The sequence below is a fragment of the Polyangiaceae bacterium genome, from assembly GCA_020633235.1.
Classification (GTDB): Bacteria; Myxococcota_A; Polyangia; order Polyangiales; family Polyangiaceae; genus JACKEA01.
Genome location: JACKEA010000001.1, coordinates 242,069 through 261,072 on the forward strand (window position 1 = coordinate 242,069; position 19,004 = coordinate 261,072).

A 19,004-nucleotide genomic window follows, 5' to 3' on the forward strand; every position below is an offset into this window, starting at 1 on the left:
CGCAGGTTCGCGCACAAGGTGGGCAAGCTGCAATTGTGAGAACTTTGTGAGTTGCGATCGGGATCCCCGCATGGGGGAAGTGTTGGATCGGAGGCTTCGAATGTTGAAGGCGGTAGGGTCGATGCGCACCATCGGGCGCTCGACCGTGGCGGGTATGGGCATCGCCGCGTTGCTCTTCGCGTCGGGCGCGTGCGGCTCGGACGACACTGCGCCCCTCGGTTCCGGCAAGTGCGCGCCTGTCGGAGCAACGCAGCCGTGTACGGGCCCGGGGGCGTGTGCAGGAGGGCAGGTGTGCGGTAGCGACGGCACCTGGGGCACCTGCGATTGCGGCGGCGGCACCGGTGGCGCAGGGGGCGATGCCGGGCTCGGTGGGTCCTCCGGCTCTACCGGCGGTTCACCGAGCGGCGGGGCCAGCGGCACTGGTGGCGGCGGCAACACCGCCGGAGCCGGCGGTGTTGCGGGTGGCGGTGCGACGGGTGGCGGCGGCGCCAGCGGGAAGTGCCCCACCGGGCCCGGCCCCGCCATGGTGAACGTCGGTCCGTTCTGCATCGACACGACGGAAGTAACGCAAGCTCAGTACACCGACTTCCTCAACGCGAAGGGCGGTGACGTTTCAGGCCAGCTCGCGAAGGAGTGCGACTGGAACACGAGCTTCGAGCCCGTCGGATATCCGATTGGATCGCTCGAAGTCGATATCACCAGCTGCTTTGAAAACACCTACGACCCGGTCGCCAAGGCCAACTACCCGATCTCCTGCATCGACTGGTGCGACGCTCACACGTACTGCGCGTGGGCAGGGAAGCGGCTGTGCGGTGCGATGGGAGGTGGTGGAACCATCGTTTCTCCGGCGTCGCCCCGCGAGCCAGGCACGGCGGAGTGGGTATACGCCTGTAGCAACGCTGGCACTTCGGCATGGACGTTCGGAACCACGCCGAGCGACAGCGTGTGTCACACGCATGCACAGGCGGCCCTGCCCAAACCGGTAAAGAGCATGCCGGACTGCCACGGCGTGGGCAGCCCGTTCGATCAGGTGTTCGACCTGGTCGGCAACGTCGCCGAGCTCGCGGACGACTGCACGCCCTGGAACCTGAATTGGAACACTCCGGACAAGGCGACGTGCAAGACCCACGGGGGCGACTACCGGAAGTATGCGACTGACTCGGAGTGCACGGACTTCAACTTTGACGGCATGAACCGAAGCGATCGACGCCGATGGCTCGGGTTCCGCTGCTGCGCCGACGTGATCGAACCGTGAGCAGCATACGAAGAAACGGGGAAACAGGAATGGCAAGTTCAAGGCTGTGGGCGGTCGTGGTCGCGGGTTTCGGTTTGCTTGGGATGTCTGCAGGTTGTGACCCCACCCCTGCGGACGACCCACCGTCCGACGTGCAACCCACTGGTACGCCGCTCCCGCAGGACTCGGTGATTCCCGTGGAGGTGTGGAGCAACGGCGAGTGGATGAAGATCCACCCATCTCAAGCTGGGATGGAACGGCTGGCGCAACAGTGGTGCCTGTATCAGCGGACCTTCGTCGAAGACGACAAGCTGTGCGGCTTGGCAAACACGACGGGCTCCACGCAGCAAACCGGCATCGCAGACCTGCCGCCAGCGAGCACGCCCATGGCGCTTTGTACAGTAGGGCTTTGCGTTCAGCGCAACGAAGTCTGCGCGGGATACATGCTGGAGGAGCTCGGGCGCTCGCCGCTTCAGCGTGAGCTCGACGGGGCGTCGTTCGACGCACTTCGGAGGAACACGCCGTTTGCTTCGTTCGAGTTCGACCTTGGTTCTGAGGGATTGGAGATCCCGAAGGCCGAGCTCGACGAGTACTCGACCGCGAACGGCGGCTCCAGCAGTGCCCGCCGTGTCCGCTTCCAGCCCTTGGCAGCGCCCGGCCGCGCCGCCGCCTTCCGCGGTGCGCTCAATCGTTTCGGCGCGGCGGGTTGGTGGGCGGAGCAGATCCGCACCTACGGCCTGGAAAACGGGGCGACGTGCTCGGATACTTTTCAGCTCGAGGACCTTGCGATTGCAAACGGCGTGGGCGGCAACCCGCCACCACTGGACCCCTATGCCGATGGCAAGAAGGTCAAATGGAGCGACATCTATGTGACGTCCTTCATTGACGCGCTCAACGAGTACTCCTCGGTTCTTCCCAAGACGGTTGCTTCGATGCAGGACTCGGCCGCGCTGGAGCTCAACGGCGTGGCCGCCCCGCAAGACCAGACGGCGACCCAGTGGAACGGCAAGGTCGACAGTGTGACCGCTGCGCTGAAGCTCTTGACCTACGGGCCGGAAGACCCGCCGGTGATGCAAGCCATGGCCGCCACACCGTGTGAACCGGAGACGCACCCGGCTACGGAGGTTGGGCCGACCGGTGTGCCGGTGTGCCCGCCCATCTCGCTCAATGCTGGCGTGGGCAGGGCGAAGTCCACGGTAGGCCACCTCAAGCTCCCGCCCAAGAAGCAGGGCTCCGAGCCCTTCGCCGACACCGTGTTTCGCGCTTGGAAGGAAGACGAGGCGGCGCTAGGGCGTCCAGTCCCGGCGGGCTACGCGAAGAGCAGCTTCTTCAGCAAGCTCGGTTTCACCGAGAACGACCTCGAGACGGCTCGCGGCTACCTTTGCCAAGAAGCGAAGGCATTCGGCCGCTTCTACAAGCCGGACCCGAGCACGGGACAGAACGGCACGACTCAGCGGGCGTTCACTCGCGGTGGCCCGGTAGTGAGCCTGGGCGCGGGCGTCCTCAAGGCGCAGTTTGCCGGCGCGCTCCACGTCGCGCCGGATCTGAACATCGAGTCCGCCGCATACGCCCGCTCTGGGGCCATGAACCAGCTCGACCAGATGCGCCACACGGCCGGAGCGCTGCGCAACGGGGCCACGTCGGCTTACAGTCCCATGGTGTTTACGGCGCTCGGCGGCATGGTCGAGGCGCTCACCAAGCAGCTCGGGGGGCGACGTCTCGAGTTCCTCATCGGCACTGCCTCGCTCACAGGAGACGGCACCGTCAACAAGGTGCGGGTGCTCGTACACGGCGTTCCCCAGTCCGGCGAGACGTATTGGGTGGTTCAGTCCCTCGAAGGCCTGAAGTGTGTGCTGGAGGGCAGCATCGATGGCGCCCCCTGCACGACCGACGACTACCGCCATGTGATCACCGCGGCGGTTGGATCGCTCGACTCCCGGATGACGGATCTCGACCCGTCGAGCGGTACACTCCAGGACGACCTCACCACGTTGCCAAAACCTGGCAACCCGACCGCCCCGATCACGAATCTCGATCCCATCTACGTAATCCGGGTGCTCGACAAGGCGAAGCCCGCCGCCTTCGGTGGTGTGATCCCGACGCCGGTCACCAACTCCTCCATCGGCGACGGCTTTTCTCGCCGAGTGATCGTCCCCGCGGGTGGCACGCTGGACGAGATCGTGCAGGCGGTTGGAGCGCCGAGCACGACGGACTGCTCGCAAACGTCGACTTCTTGCGCCGGCTTGAAGCGCAATTTGTGGCCGCCGCTCGAGTCCGAGATCACCGCAGATCCCTCTGCGTTTTCGTTCGAGCGCAGTTGGCAGAGGTATTTGGATCTAGCCGCCGCTGCCAGTCTCGAGGCCGATCAGATCGGCAAAGATCTCCTCGAGTCGGGCCTGAGGCTCGACATTCGCCGCGAAGAGGCGACCCGCGCCCTGACTGATCTATGCGGTGCAGACGCCAACGGGGAGACCGGCTGCGGCGATGGAGCGGCAGACATGGTCGAGTGGGTGACCCTGGGCCAGAAGCAGGCGTGCATGTGGCAGGTGGACAGCAAGATCTGCGGGTGCCCGATAGACCTGTCCCCAGGTCAGGAGTGCCCGGCGGAGCTCACGAACTGTCCGTTTCTCCTCGCCTCCGACGATACGCTCGACCGGAACGACCCGGTGGTCGCGAGGGGGCAGTGCAAGACCAAGATCGACAACCTGATCACCTCCCTGGGCTATACGGAGAAGCCCGGCCTGGAGGCGATTGCCGTCGTGGAAGGCGTCGGTATCTCCAACATCGACGACGGCCCAGGAACCGCGAGCTGTGCCCCTCTGGTCGCGTTGCGGAAGGACACCGTGACCGGGAATAGGAGCGAGTACATCCGCGCCAACATCCTGAAGGACTTCGGCCTCGAGGAAATGACCGCGGTTGCGGACCAGCTGCACTACGAAGAAGGGTTCGGCGACAACTACAAGCTCACGTACGCGGGGGCCACGGTGTTCGACACGAACCGGCCAGAACGTCCGTCCCTGAATACCGACGCGCACGCGCCCTGCATGATCAAGAAGGACGTGGACGAGGTCTCCGGAAGCGAGTTCTGGTCCCAGCAGGTGGACTGCTTCGTCTCCGGGAAGACGTGTCCGCCAACGGAGAAAGGCGTGGGCTGGGACGGCTGCCCCAACGAGTGGCAGACGGGAAGCAACCTGTTCACGTTGGACACCGAGCCCGCGGCGCTTCGCGCCCGCTGGGCCTGGGGTTTCGGGCATCTCCGCCGCTCGGTGGCGACCCTCGGTGTCCTTACGGGGAAGATCGGCAAGATGATGGCCGTGTCCGAGCTGATCCCAGCTGCAAGGCTCAACCCCGCCCAGGACATTGATGGCAACGAGCGGCTCAAGTTCGGGCAGTGCAAGCTGCCCGAGCTCGCCATGCGCGAGCCCAACTGGGTCCAACACTGCGCCACGGGGAACAACTTCAGCCGGTTGCGCTGCGTGGAGGTTGGGAAGATCGGTGGAGTCCAGGGGAACCCTCAGAACGGCAACCAAGACGATGCGCACAGGGACGGCGCAGGCCGCCCGGTGAATGCCAACGGCTGGCTCCCGAACCGGCCGGCGGATGCGTTTGGCTACCCGACCTACGGTCCGGACGAGGATGGACCGTTCGGAACCTTCGAGTATCCGGCGGCCCTGTTTCCGTGCGCAAGCGACGGTAGCGGCTGCGTTCCGAACAACGGCGTGGATCCGCAGATGGTCTACTGCGGCCTCCCAGAGAAGGACGCGCTCGCCGCGGCGGCATCCAACCCGGATCCGTACTCACTGTGGACGAATGGGGGCCTGCCGTATCGCATCGAAGGCGGAGCGCCCACTGGATATGCCAGCGCGTATGTCGGAGATAGCTTCACAGCGGAAGTCCAGCTTGCGACCAACCAGACGTTCAAGAACGCCGTGGATGGTCTCTGGGCGCCTCCGCCCTTCGGCGACTTTTGCTCGAGTCCCGATAACGTTTCGGTTGTCTGGCGCGCACTGTGTTCGGCCCCGGCCGTAGCGGACAAGCCGCTGCCCGCACTGCAGGCAGATGACGGCTTCATGCGCTTTGGGTCGTTCTCGAAGCTGGGCGGGCCGTACGACCCCGTCTACGTCAACGGGCAGACCATCGCAACGTGGTTCGCGTATCCGAAGAACGGGCAGTTTGACGCTCATGCGGCGTTGATGCTGTTCGACCTTCGCAAGAAGCAGAACTACCCGTTCCCCGCCTTCCAATACGCGCTGACGCAACGCAACATCTACGACGCGCTGGAGCTCGCGTGCCACGCGCGAACCAAGGGCATCGGCGGTGTAGACTGCGGCAGCATCGACACCTCCGTTGACTACCGCAAGCACCTCGGTCAAGCGGCAGCCATCGTTCGCTGTAGAGCCGATTCACTGCGTCGGTTGACCGAGCGTAGCGTGGTGGGACCAGTGCCGAGGATGTTACTCACCTCGTTCGCCACCGGACAGGGTCTACCGTCCGGATCTGGCGCTGGAGGGCAATTCCTCAGTGCCGCAAACGCTGAGTACACGGCGCTGTCGACGATGCGTGATGACGTGAATCACATCGCCGATGGCTTTGATCAGGTCGCGCTTACGTTCGAGCTCATCAAGCAGCTTGAAGCGAAAGGGACTGCGACCGTTGATCAGCTCCAGGCCGAGCAGGTGGCTACCATGCTCGGCAACGCTGCAGCGATCGCAAGCGACGTTGCGGGCATGTTCAGTTCCATAGACCTCAAGAGCGGCGCAGTTGGTGCCATTGCGGCGCACGGTGCCGCTGCGTTGCTGACCTCGGAGAAGATGCTCGTCGATTGGGAAGCGTTTGATAGCGCAATCGTTGCGGCAAAGGCCCAGACTCAAGCAGATCTGATCGGTGCCACGAAGCAGGGCCTCACTGAGCTCACTCACGCCCGGGACGCAGCAAACGACCTTCCGGTTCAAGTGAGCAATCTCGCGACGGCGGCCTCCAACCTCCGGGTGATCCAGAAGCAGGCCGACTACTACAGAGCGCAGGTCGACTCGGCCGACTTCTTGGGGGACGACAAGAGCGATCCGCAGTTCGTGAACATCGTGGAGCGCCGGCTCTATGCGATCAACTTGGTCCGCTACGAAGCGGCGCTGCGACGTGCTCGAAAGCTCGCCTTCATCGCGCGGCGTGCCATCGAGCTTCGGTTTGGCGTGGACATGGACCGAATGACCCAGGACATGACCCTGGTGCCAGCGCCTTCCACCTGGTCCAACGACGTCTGCACCATGGAGGGCATCGACTACGACAAGCTCCGTCAGCCCGACCCGGAAGCCGTCGTCGAAAAGTTCGCGTTTGGAGCACCTCCGCCCTCGGATACCGAGTTCGCTTCTCAGTACATCGGCGACTACGTCACCAAGCTTCAGGACTTCGTCACGAGCTATCCCTTCGACTATCCCCTCAAGGAAGGGGACGACGTTGCCGTGCTCTCCCTGGCGGACGACATCCTGGGGGTGCGCTCGTCCTGTGAAGAGCCCAGCAAGAACCGGCTGTTCTTCTCGACGGAGTTCGAGAAGCGGGACACGGAGCAAGTCGAGACCAACACGCAGGGCTGGTTCATTGGTGGCTGCGGCCTGGGCATCGCCGATCCGACTACGCAAACGACGACGGAGTGGCGTGGCTGTGTCACCGCAAGCGAAGCGGTCGACGACGCGGTGACCGTGCCGCTGAGCGGGCTTCCCACCGATTCGGTTCGCTACCGGATCGGAAACCGCCCCTGCGTGCCGTCGCCCAACGCCCAGACTCCAGATTGCCCTGACGTGTCGGACTACTCCGCTGCGGGCTCGCTGCAGCAGCGCCTCGAAGGACTGAGCGACGGCTACTACGTTGCGTCTGTCTACACCCATCTCGACCTTCAAGCGGCGCCCTACGACTCGACCAATGCCGCGGAGATGCGCGTGGTGCGCGAATCGGATGATGCGATCGTTGCGGCGACGGACGTCACGGTGGCGGGTCAGTCCGGATGGCAGCGCTATGAGCTTGGGTTCATCGTGGACCCCGGCGACTCGTACCGCATCGAGATTGCACCGTCCAAAGTCGGCATCGCGCTGTCCGGCGCAACACCCGCGGACTGGCCGGGCTTGCTGCTGTCGGCCGCCCAGGTGGAAAAGGTCGTGCCCGTGGGGAGCGGTGGCGTGCCCGCAGCCACAGGCTGGCAGCGTACCGGTCTTTCGCGAACCACGGTGGATCTTGCTTGCCAGAAAGAGGCCGGACCAAAGCTCCGCAAGCTGTTCCACCGTCACTGCGACTACGTGTGCAGTGACGGCATCAGTCAGAGTTGCACTGGGATCGACTCGACTAGCACGCCCATCAAGTGCTTCTACGAAGCAACATTCCCGATTGCGCTCGAGAACATCGAGAACGGCAGTCTCATTCCGTCCGGTCAGATTGCGATCGGGAACTTCAACTACCGCCACAACCGCGTGGGCCTGAACATCGTGGGCACGGGCACGACCAGCTGCGACAACGTATCTGCCACCTCCTGCTACGCGAACGGTTTCTTGGAGTACAGCCTGGTTCACAACGGCACGACAGGGATCCGGAACTGGGAAGGCGCCACGCTGCCGGTCACCCTTTCGACCGCGTTCATCGAGCACGGCAAAGCGCTGGCTGCAGAAAAGACGATCACGAACCCGCCCTCTAGCTCCGACATGTCCCTGCTCGAGCCCTACATGAAGGGCGAGTACGAAGGGCGGCCGCTGCACGGGCTGTACACCATCAGGATCTGGGACCGACCGGAGCTGCGCTGGGACAGGATCCAGGACATCCAGCTGGTCCTGAACTACCACTATTGGACCCGCTTCCAGAACCCGATCTGAGGCCGCTGCCATGTCTTCCGACGGCCTTCGACGAACGGCATTGCTGCTCGCGGCCTCCCTGGCCGCGAGCAGCCCGTTCGCCTGCAACTCGCCAGTGGCGGAACCCGCCTGCACCGGCCCAACTTGCGACCCCGTGGATGGCGGAACGGACGGGAGCGATGCGTTCGTCGGGAGTGACGGCGTCGCCCCGGACGGGTTGTCTACGGCTGACGCCGATCCCGACGCGCCGCCGCCAGATGACGCGGGGGACGGTCCGGGGCAGGAGGCTGCATCGGACTCCGCGACTACCGGTTCGGACGCAGCGGATGCCGGTGTGGACGGCCCGCCACCCGGACCTCCCGTCTGCGGCGACGGCTGGCGGGACGTGGCGACGGAGGAGTGCGACGACGGCGCGAGCGCGTTACCCGACGATTCGTGCACCAGCGACTGCCGGGTGCGCGATGTGCTCCCTGTGCCCGGCGTTCCGCCAGCGCCCGGAATCGCTCCGCCCGGTCGGAAGCTCGGAGAGGGGCGACATCCGCTGGCTGCCGGACCTGGAGGTGTCGCGGTCGTGTTCGAAGGAGCCGACTCGCCGAGCGTGGGATTGAAAGTACTCGATTCCGTCGGTGCGCCGCTGGCGGGCGTGGTGGATGTCGCTGCCGGTGCAAACCCGGCGCTGGAAGCGAATCCGGTGGTCGCCGCGCTGCCGAACGGCAGTCACGTCGTCGCCTGGAATGATCTAGGGATAGATGGCGACGAGCTGGGTGTGGGCATACGCAGCGTAGCCGCGACGGGTGCGCTCGGCGGATTGAAGACCGCCAATGCGTCCACGCTCTTCGCGCAGATGGATCCCGACATTCTTTGGACCGGGAGCGAGCTGGTCGTGGTGTGGACCGACTGGGCATCGGGCACTAGCGACGTTCGCCTGCGCCGCTTCGACGAGAAGCTCAACCCGCTGGCGCCTCCAGGGGAGCAGACGCTAGCTGGTAGCGCGGCCTTCGAGGACCGCGCCGTGCTGGCGGTCTTCAACGGAGATTGGGCCGCCGCCTATCGCATCAACGACTCTGGCGGCGAGACGATAGCCGTGCGGACGCCGACGGGCTCATGGAGCATCGGGCCGTTCTTGCCTGGGGCGACGGAGGACCGGCCGGGACTGGTGGAGCTGGATGCAACTCACCTCCTCGTGGTGTTCACGCTGGGCTCGACTTCGTCAGCAAGCACCGTGTCGCGTCTCGCGTTCGCCATCGTAGACACGACGTCTTTCGGCTCGCCCCAGGCGCTGGCGCTGGAACCACTGGCGGCTCCCTACGCTTCGCTCCCGGAGCTGGTGCAGAGGGATCCAACGGCGGTGCGTGTGGGCGCACGCGTCTACGTTGGCTGGCGTTCCGGTGCGATCCCAGGTCAGGCCCAGGCCGAGGAGCTGTGGCTGAAAGCTCTGAGCTGGGACGAAGCGACCGCAACGCTCGACCTTTCCGCTCCAGAGATCGCGCTGCCGCGCCAGAGCACGCATGCGAGCGACGACCAGCGCCATGGGTCGCTTGCGGGCGCCCCACTGTGGCCTGAGGGCGCATTGGTGGCTGCGTGGGATGACTACGGGCGGGTGTTCGGGCCGAACGAAGGGGCGCCTGACGTCGTCTTCGAGCTCCTGCCGCTCCCCATTCTGCGACTGCCCGACCAGGATGGAGGTTCCTGATGGATCACGGCCGCATCGCGTCCGTTTTCGCCCTCGCACTGGCTGCGGCGTTGCTCGTAGATTCGGCCCACGCGGAGCCTGGGACGGACACCGGCTCGCAGAGCTCTGTCCCGGTGAGCGATGAGCCGGCCCAGGAATACTCTGCCATCGACCCGGATGACGCGCCGCCGCTCGCGCAGCTCGAAGAAGACGCGGAAGCGAGCGCGGCACCGGTGGGTGATCCGGCTCAGACCTACAAGGCCGCACCGGCATCGGCCGTCACGGGCAGTGCGAGCAGCACTCCGCCGCAGTCGATCCCGGCCGCCCTACCGACCGGTGCGGACAAGAGCGGCGTCACCAGTCAGGCGATCAGCGTTCCGAAGGGCGCGGGAACCATCCAGGGGATGGAAGAAAGCTTCAGCGCTCAGCTTTCCACGGGCATTGCCACGTTTTCGATCCCTATTGCGCTTCCACGAGCCAGGGGTGCCGCGCAGCCCAGCTTGTCGCTGTCCTACAGCTCCGCCGGCGGTTTCGGCGTTGCGGGCGCTGGTTGGAGCTTGAGCGTTCCGTTCATCGCGCGGCAGACGGACCGCGGGATTCCGCGGTATCAAGACAACCCAAACTGGAATCCAGAGCAGGACCGATTCGTCTTCAACGGCGGCCAGGAGCTGGTGCCGATCTGCACGATAGCTGCCGGTAGCTGCGCCGCGGGCCTGCCACAAGAAGCGTTCCCGCAGTGGGCGAACGGGTGGCAGTACTTCCGACCGCGTGTGGAAGGCTCCTTCATGCGCTTCTTCTGGTCGCCGGACCACCAGACCTGGGTCGTGCAAGACAAGAGCGGGGTCGCGATGGAGCTGGGCGTTCCCCGCGACGGCACGAACGATACGCAGGCCCTGGAGGTGAACCCGGACGACCCCGGAGAGATCTATCGCTGGCACCTGGTGCGCCAGTTTGACGCGCATGGCAACGCTAATCCCGCGGTTGGGTCGCCGTCGCCGGTGAACCTCGTCGTGTATCGCTACTTCCAAGACGCGGGGATGGCGTACCTGTCCGACATCTACGACACGCTGCCCGCCGCGAGCCCGAACGCGAGCGACCTCTCGACCTACGCGCACCACACCCATCTCCGATACGAGGACCGGACCGACCCGACGAGATCCTACCGAGCGGGTTGGCTGATCGAGCAGCGCTTGCGGGTCACCGGGATTGACGTGACCAGCAAGACCTACAACGGCGGCGCGTCGCAACTCCGCCGGCAAGTGCGGCGCTACCACTTGGAGTACGAAGCGGGGCAGCACGTGTCGCTGCTTTCGAGCGTTCAGGTAGAAGGGCGCTGCGCGGACTCCGAGGACGCTGCCCCGGCGGAAACCAACGAGGCGCTCCCTCCGGTCACGAACTGCTCGACGCTGCCTGCAATGAACCTGGGCTACGCCCATGTGGAGGCGTTTGCGACGGACGGATCGCCCGGGGCGGCTGACCTGTCCGGCTACGAAGGGTTCGACGAGCGAATCATCCCCGTGGCGACGAGTCCGGCCAACTCCGTAGACGAGCAGCTCTCGGACCTGTTCGACGTGAACGCCGACGGTCTGCCGGACGTCCTGGTCACCGCTCCTGGTCAGTTCTCAGGTAAGCACGGCGTCTACTTCAATGGGCCGGATGGCACCGCCAACGCGTTCGGGCCGGCGGAAACCATCGGCGTCGCAGGTGTTGGCGGGGACAACGCAAGTGTCCTGACGCTGAGCAACACCAACGTGAACCCGCTGGATGTGGACGGGGACGGCATCGCGGACTTGCTTCACATGCCGGCGGTGAAGACCTACGCCGTGTACTCTCCGGTTCACACGGCGCAAGGCTGGGTTTGGCAAGGTCGAGAAGTCCAGCTCGCGGCGGGACTGAACCCGAAGGTCGACTTTTCCACGGACGCCATCGACATCCGCTCCATGGACGTGAACTTCGACGGGCTGGTCGATCTGGTGGTGAGCACCGGAACCGAATACGAAACGTTCTTTGCCCTTGGCCGGTATCCGGGAGGCGACGGGCTGTTCGGAAAGGCGACATGGACGGGGGCGTCATCCGCCAGCGCTTCGAACGCTCCGCAAACGGCCTGCGTGCCCTGGAGCGCAATGCCGGTTCGGTTCAGCGACCCCGACGTGAAGCTCGGGGATATGAACGGCGATGGGATCACCGACATCGTGCGCGTCCGCAAGGGTGACATTCGATACTGGCCCGGCCGCGGAAACGGAATGTGGGGCACCGGCAAGCGGGATGACTGCCCGGCAGGTACCTACGGGACGAACCGCTACGTTTTGATGGATTCGGGACCACAGTACTCCGACATCCAGGGCGATTCCTTGTTGCTGGACGATGTGAACGGGGACGGGCTCAGCGACCTCGTTCAGGTCCGGATGACGGACGTGGACGTCTGGTTGAACGTCGATGGCGTGGGCTGGACCAAGCGGCATGTCATCGCGGGGACCCCAGCCGCACCGTCCTTTGCGAAGCGAGTGCGTCTCGCAGATCTGAATGGCTCCGGTACTCGCGACATCGTCTGGGGCGACGGGGGCAACTACCGATACATCGATCTCCAAGGTGGGACGCGTCCGTGGGTATTGACCCACGTGGAGAACGGGTTGGGGAAGACCACCGACATTGAGTACTCGACCTCTACGGCGGAGATGCTTGCCGCCGCCAAGGCCAATGCGCCCTGGTCGCGCACCATGCCCACGGTCGTGCACGTCGTGAAGGCCGTGACCGACCACGACAACGTTACCATCGCGGGCCGACCGCCCAGCGACCAGCGCACCGAGTACTCGTACTTCGATCCAGCGTACGACGGGCAACAGCGAGAGTTTCGGGGATTCGCGCGCGCTCGGTCGGTGCGCGTAGGGGACGGTAACACGCCAACGGACGTCACCGAGACCCGCTTCCTTCTGGGCGAGTGTGTGAAGGAGGATCCAACCGACTTCGGCGCCTGCACACCTCCAGAGCGCTGGCGTGACAACCCCCGCGAAGCCCTCAAGGGCTTGCCCTACCTTACGGAGCGGTTTGACGAGAACGGCGTGGTGCTGTCCACGCAGCACACCACATACCGTTTGCGCCAGCTGTACGTTGGCCAAGACGGCCGCGCCGTGCGTCATGCCTTCGACCAAGCAGAAGACAGCTACCTCTACGATACGAGCCCCTTCATGCCGGCGGCCGCGTCGGCCAAAGAGACGCTGACCACCGTGCAGCTCGAAGCGACCCTCGGTGCTGCCAAGGTCGACACCTCTACCGACGTGAGCTTGCGCAGCACCGCTGGACTGGCCCACCTGCGCCGGCGGTTCGATGTAGATGTTTTCGGCAACCGGACGCAGGCCGTTGCGGAGGGTTGTGTCGGCGGCGAAGCGTGCTCCGCGGCGGATGAAGTGATTACCACGCTGACGGATCCGGGCCGACCAGCGGACGACGCAACGGGTTGGATCTGGCGAACCGTTCGCAGCGGGGTGACGGGTGACGCACACCCCGGGCTCGTACGGAATGAGCAGTTCACCACGTACAATGGCGCCGGCGATGCTCTGAAGACGACGGCAAAGCTGTCAGGCACATTGGGGTTGCATCGCTTCCACGCTGGAGGCGGCGCCGTTGCCCCAGCGCCTGCGACAGCGTCGGGCAATGACCAAGTCATCGACGTATCCTCGCGGACGTACGACACGTATGGGAACCTGACACAGGAAACCTCGCCCAACGGACGCTGCCGCGGCGTGGGATACGATGCGGACTTTCAAGAGCTCGCTACCTCCGAAACCGTGTACACCGGCGGCGGGTGCGGCGCGGGTGGTCTGAGCATGGGGGCGGCCTACGACCGCAGCTTCGAGCTCGCGACGCTCGTCGTGGACATGCAGTCGCAGCAGACGAAGGTGGCATACGACCAGTTCGGTCGCTTGCGGATGCTCACCCGTCCGGATCCCACCACTCCGGGTGCGCTCAGCCCGCAGCCCAGCGTGAAGGTGGAGTATTTCCTGCCGCCGGATCTCGGGCCCGGTGCGGCGCACTCCGTCATCCACACGATGTCCCAGGATGCCAAGGTGTTGTCAGACGCGGAGTACCTCGAGTCCTGGGCCTACGTCGACGGCATGGGCCGGACGCTCGTGACGCTGCAAGAAGCGGACCCCAGCTCGGACGGTGGCGATGCAGGCGGCTGGGTCGCGAGTGCCCTGACAGAGTTTGACGACAAGGGCTCGGTGCGCCGGAAGTACCTCGAGCTCTTCTATGATGGCGATCCCAAGAAGTTCCCCTTCAGTGTGGCGCCTGATAGCCCGTACGGCCGCCAGAGCTACGACGCCTTCGGCCGCCAGCAGCGAACCTACGACCTCGACGGCACGCTGACGCTCCGCAGCGCGTACCACGCCCTCGCGACGGACATGTACGACGCGGCAGACATGTCTCCCGGCCCACATCAGGGCACGTACGCCACGGAGCGAAAGGACGGTCATGGCCGTACGGTGCTGACGACGGAGCGCTTTCACTCAGGGGCGCTGATCGCTTCTCGCCAGACGAAGACGAGCTACCTGCCCACCAACGAGCCCGAGGTCATCACGAGACTCCACCCCGGATCGAGTGATGCACCGGTCGTCCGTTGGCTGCGTTACGACAGCCTCGGCAGAATGGTGCTCAACGCCGAGCCCAACACCACCAAGAACTTCGACCCCGATCCGGGAGCGGACGCGAGCACGTTCGAAGCGTGGCGCTACGCCTACAACGACTTCGGCGATCTTGTCGGGACCAGCGACGCTCGAGGATGCGGTACGAACTTCTCGTACGACGGCGCTGGCCGCCTCGTCAGCGAGGACTACTCGCCGTGCACGAGTGAGCAGGCGCCCTACTCGGCTCCCGACGTTGGCAGCCCGTCCGGGCCAACGGGCGTTGAGGTGCTGTACCTCTACGACTCCGCTCCCGCACAGCCGTATCCGAGCCTCGCCCGGCCGCCTGGATTCGGAGTGCTCTCACAGGACTTCTTCAAAGGTCGGCTCGTGGCGGTCTGGGATCGCGCGAGCGAAACTTGGAGCAATTTCGATGGTCGCGGGCGAGCGACCGAAAGCCACGTGCGCATCGCCAGGCCCGGTGCGCCGAGCAATGCGCTGGCCGAGCGGTATGCGCCCCGTCACTACAAGAAGATGATGGTGTTCGACGCCGCGGATCGTGAGATCGCGGCGACCACTGGGGCGACGACCGCGGAGCTGCAGGGCACGCTCGAGGCGCTGACGGGGACCTCCAGCGCGGTCGCGACCACGTACACCGCTCGGGGAACGCTGAAGCAGGTAGCGGGTAGCTACGGAACGCTCGTGGGGCACGTCGAACGTGCGGCCGACGGACTGCTGAACACGGTGGAGTACGGCGACGTTGCCAAGAGCACCACGGGCTTCTCCTACGACTTGCGCCGAAGGCTGAAGAGCGTTCAGACCTACCGCGGTCCGCCGCCGAGCTGGACCAATCCTCCCCCGGACTATCTACCGGCTCCGAGCTACGGCAGCGATCACCTGCCGACCTTTCAGCTTCTGTTGCAGGACGACGATTTCACCTACGACGTCGTCAGCAACCCCGTGGAGATCCGGGACTGGCGCGTTCCCGATGAGTGGCCGGACGGTGCCAAGCCCGTTACGCGCAAGATCCAATACGACGATCTCTACCGCGCAGCCCGCGTCGACTATCAGTACAGCGCCGGAGACGACGACTGGAAGTCTCCCTTCGATGCCGAGAACAGCGGCAACCCCAGCCTGGACGACCCGCGGCGCACCAAGCCCACGCCGCACGTTTCGTTCGACAAGCGGGTGCAGCGGCAAGACTTCGCGTACGACTGGCTGGGGAACACCTCGGCAACGGACGATGACACGCACGGGTTCTACGACCGTTCGCTGGGCGAGATCACGAACGCCTCGGACAAGCCGTACCAGCTGAGCACCGCCGGCAATGGCAGCTTCGGCGGAACGCGCACGGGAACGCTCCGCACCGCATACGACGACGCGGGCAATCTGACGGAGCTGCGTTTGGAACGGAGCGGCCCGTGTCTTCCGGCCGGTTCGCAGTGTTCGCAGATCTTCGCCTACGATTGGGACGAGGTCGGACGCCTGGTCCGCGCCCGGCGCTGGGACGTTGCCCAGGCAGAAGTCGGCACTGCGGGCGACCCGCTTCCCGCTCTCGAGCCTGCCGTAACCTTGGGCTACGGATACGACGCCGGTGACGACCGGGTGTTGAAGTCGGCGTCCACGGCTTCCGGCCAGGACCACTTCACCGCGTACATCTTCGACTCCCTGGAGCTGCGCCGCGCCCTATGGACCGTGGCGAGCGGGGCGGCCGATGACCTGGACTACGAGCTGACGCCGCTCACGGAGGTGGCGTACCTGTTTGCCAATGGCGTGCGCTTGGCGCGCCTCGCCTACGAGCCGCCGTCTTCCGCAGTGCCGGACATCGGAGACGCCCATCTCCACGTCTTCTTCGAGCTCGGCGACCATCTCGGCTCGAGCTCCGTCGTCCTGGATCAAGCGACCAGCGAGCTGGTCGAGCGAAGCACCTACGAAGCCTACGGCGCAACGGAGAGCGACTACCGGCCGGAACGCTGGAAAGCCTTCCGCGAAGACTACAAGTTCACCGGGAAGGAAGAGGACATCGACGTCGGACTGACGTACTTCGGCAAGCGGTATCTGTCGCCGTATTTAAATCGGTGGATTTCGGCGGATCCTCTCGCGGTGCATGTGCCGGGTGAGGCGGACTTGAACGTGTACGCGTACGTGTCGGGACAGGCGCTGAAGGCGACAGACCCACTTGGTCTTCAAGCCGTCTGCAACCCTGACAAGCCGCAAGAAGAGGCACGCCGCGCCGGCACGTACAACGCGCGACTGGATCTGAAGCTCGAACGAGACGTTGAAGATGCCTATCGCCGGTACTCTTCGCGCATCCCGGATGGAGCGACGGCAAAGGAGATCGAATCCCTACACGCGAGGTTCATTGCGGAAGTTAACTATCTGGTGGACCAAAACGCGGCGGCGAAGGCGGCCGTGCCAACGGATCCGGCTCTGCGGAGAGCATACGACGAAGGCTACGGTCCGAACTTCGCGATGGGAGTTGTCTATCGGCTGTTTCAAGCGGTGGTCGAGAACCTTCCGATGGCGGGGAAAGCGGGCCGTGGCCGTGCGGGTGTTCCGGGCCAGGAGCGACCACCGCGCGCGAATCCTGAACCGCCGGTGGAAGGGCCGAAAGAGCCGTATAACCGCCTGAAACATTACGGTAGAACTCCAACGAAAGCAGATCGAAAAGCAGCCGGCGCGGGCGAGGGTCAGGTGGTTGACCACGACCCGCCGCTAGTGCAGCGGTACTACGAGGGGGATCCAAAGGCGGGAGAGAAGCCGGGGTATCAGATGACACCGGCAGAGCGCAAAGCAAGCGCGAATGATAGAACCCGTCACAGGATCCAGACTTCAACGGAATCGAACCGGCAGGGTAACGAAATGCAGAAGTACTCCAGGGGACAGAAGAAGAAGTGGAACCTGTGAACTACTGCGCGCGGATTGAACGGCACTACGCCGAGCAGTGGAAGAAGCCAGAAGCGCGACTGGATTGGGTGCCTGGGCCGCGACGAGACTTGCCGGCTGGGTTTGCTGTGCTGGTATTTGCGCGAACATCCGAGATGCGAGCATTTGCCACGAGGTGCATGTCTCAACCAGGCGACTCGTTGCGGCTAGAGCTGCACATGCTGTGTCGTGTCAGTGAAGCGCTGCGGTGGCAGCGTGAATTCGCTGAGTTGCTTGCCGCTGTTGCGCACTATCATCGTACCGGCGCGACTCTTGACGTTGGACACACAGTGAATTTCGGTCGACCATGGTTGCCCAACTCCACGTGCGAGTATGGTTTGCTTTCGTTGCCGTATCTCGACGGGCCAAAGCTTGAGTGGCTGGCGGAGCCCGAGGTGAGATTTCTGTGGCTGCTTCCGGTTACGAAACGCGAGGTTGATTTCAAACGAAAGATGGGACTTGAGGCGCTTGAACAACGTTTCGAGGAGTCAGGGTTGGATTTCCTGGATCCAACTCGCGAGTCTGTGTGCTGATGCGGCGCGCCGTCCTGGCACGGTGGGAGTATGGCCGGGTCGTGCGCGCGCCGGCGGAGGACGCTGCACCATGGGGACTGAAGGACTGGTGGTAGGCCTGAGTAATGTTTCGTTGGCCTGCGGCGCGCGCCAGAACGCGGCGGTGATCGTCGACGAGCTGGAGATGGATCCGATCACGGACGCCCCGGCGCCGGCTGGCCCAACGCAAACATTACTCAGCCGGCGGCCCAGAGCGGCGGCCGCGCACATCCGCGCTCGCGGCGCAGAGCGCGTCGAACCGCGCGATCCCAAGGCCACAGCGGTGGGAGGGTCCCGCCGCTGTGGCCGAGTCGTGCGCGCGCCGGTGAACGACGCACATCGCGGCCGTCCGCGGCGCGCTACGCACCTTCGCCGGGCGTGTACATGATCTCGACGCCAGGGCCGGGGCCGGAATCCCACATGAACTGGATGGTGTGCTGCGCGGCCCCCCTCAAGACGCGCAGGTGAGCAGGTCGGCGAATACTCTGCTCGTTGATCGCGCCAGCAGGTCGGCCGTTCCATGTAGTCATCATGAGCGTGCACTGCAGCCACTGCATTTGAAGCGTGAGGCCGACAACTCGATTGCCGATACTGACGGGAGCCATTCCGATGCTGCGATCGGAAATGTCCCACTGCTCGCCGATGGTGCCGCTTACGTAGAGACCCAGCGGTGGGGCTAGATGGCTGCCTCCAAAAAGGACGTCCACCCAGAACTCCGGGATCTCGGAGAAGAGCGTGGTCGCATCTTGCTTGCGCGCGCTGCCGGATGCGAGCAAGGCGCAGAGCGTTTTCAGCATCCAGCGCTCGAGGTTGTTGCCGTTGAACTGGATGTGTGTCGAGACGGTGCTCGAAGCGGCGATGCGCCGAAGCTCGTCGTCGAAGGCGCTGGCAAAAGCATCGAAGGGCCCAAGGGCGTTGTTGTGGGTGGTGCAGAGCACGCGGCTCACGACAGTCTCCGGGCGCACCCATTTCCCATCTGGCGTCCAGGGGAAGCCCCGGAGAAAGATTCCGCGCTCGTCCTGGCACAGCTTGCGGAGCAAGGCGGCTGAGAAGAGGTGTTCCCCCGAAAGAGAGCTCGAACAGTGACCGACGTCCCGCGCGTAGCACCCATCCTGCCGCGCACTCGGATCACCGCGAAGTGTGACTCGGATCGGGTTGGTCCGGAGCTGG

Annotated in this window: 6 protein-coding genes; 5 read left to right on the forward strand and 1 reads right to left on the reverse strand. The window is 64.8% G+C overall.

The genetic code is table 11. From position 1 onward, the window contains the following. The first annotated feature begins 100 nt into the window (after positions 1-100). The 5 genes from H6717_01175 to H6717_01195 all read left to right on the forward strand — a co-directional run bounded on the left by H6717_01175 (position 101) and on the right by H6717_01195 (position 17,816). Positions 101-1,255 carry an SUMF1/EgtB/PvdO family nonheme iron enzyme gene (locus tag H6717_01175; protein ID MCB9575625.1) on the forward strand — a complete coding sequence of 385 codons (1,155 nt, stop codon included), beginning with the start codon at positions 101-103 and terminating at the stop codon, positions 1,253-1,255. 83 nt (positions 1,256-1,338) lie between these two features. Beyond that, complete coding sequence (locus H6717_01180) at positions 1,339-8,088, forward strand: hypothetical protein (protein ID MCB9575626.1); 6,750 nt, start codon at positions 1,339-1,341, stop codon at positions 8,086-8,088. Between the two features lie 10 nt (positions 8,089-8,098). Beyond that, complete coding sequence (locus H6717_01185; GenBank protein ID MCB9575627.1) at positions 8,099-9,760, forward strand: hypothetical protein; 1,662 nt, start codon at positions 8,099-8,101, stop codon at positions 9,758-9,760. After that, entirely contained in the window at positions 9,760-17,265 is a 7,506-nt protein-coding gene (locus tag H6717_01190; GenBank protein MCB9575628.1) for a VCBS repeat-containing protein, read from the forward strand. The genes H6717_01185 and H6717_01190 overlap by 1 nt, the downstream gene beginning before the upstream one ends. Next, a complete protein-coding gene (locus H6717_01195; GenBank protein MCB9575629.1) occupies positions 17,262-17,816 on the forward strand; it encodes a suppressor of fused domain protein in 555 nt (184 codons plus the stop codon). The genes H6717_01190 and H6717_01195 overlap by 4 nt, the downstream gene beginning before the upstream one ends. Positions 17,817-18,193: 377 nt before the next feature. Here H6717_01195 and H6717_01200 read toward each other — a convergent pair whose 3' ends face one another. Beyond that, complete coding sequence (locus H6717_01200) at positions 18,194-18,781, reverse strand: hypothetical protein (protein ID MCB9575630.1); 588 nt, start codon at positions 18,779-18,781, stop codon at positions 18,194-18,196. Positions 18,782-19,004 lie beyond the last annotated feature (223 nt).

Bases quoted from the DNA above. Each gene is read 5' to 3' on its own strand.
- H6717_01190 (MCB9575628.1), top strand. From the start codon at position 9,760: ATGGATCACGGCCGCATCGCGTCCGTTTTCGCCCTCGCACTGGCTGCG.
- H6717_01180 (MCB9575626.1), top strand. From the start codon at position 1,339: ATGTCTGCAGGTTGTGACCCCACCCCTGCGGACGACCCACCGTCCGAC.
- H6717_01185 (MCB9575627.1), top strand. From the start codon at position 8,099: ATGTCTTCCGACGGCCTTCGACGAACGGCATTGCTGCTCGCGGCCTCC.
- H6717_01175 (MCB9575625.1), top strand. From the start codon at position 101: ATGTTGAAGGCGGTAGGGTCGATGCGCACCATCGGGCGCTCGACCGTG.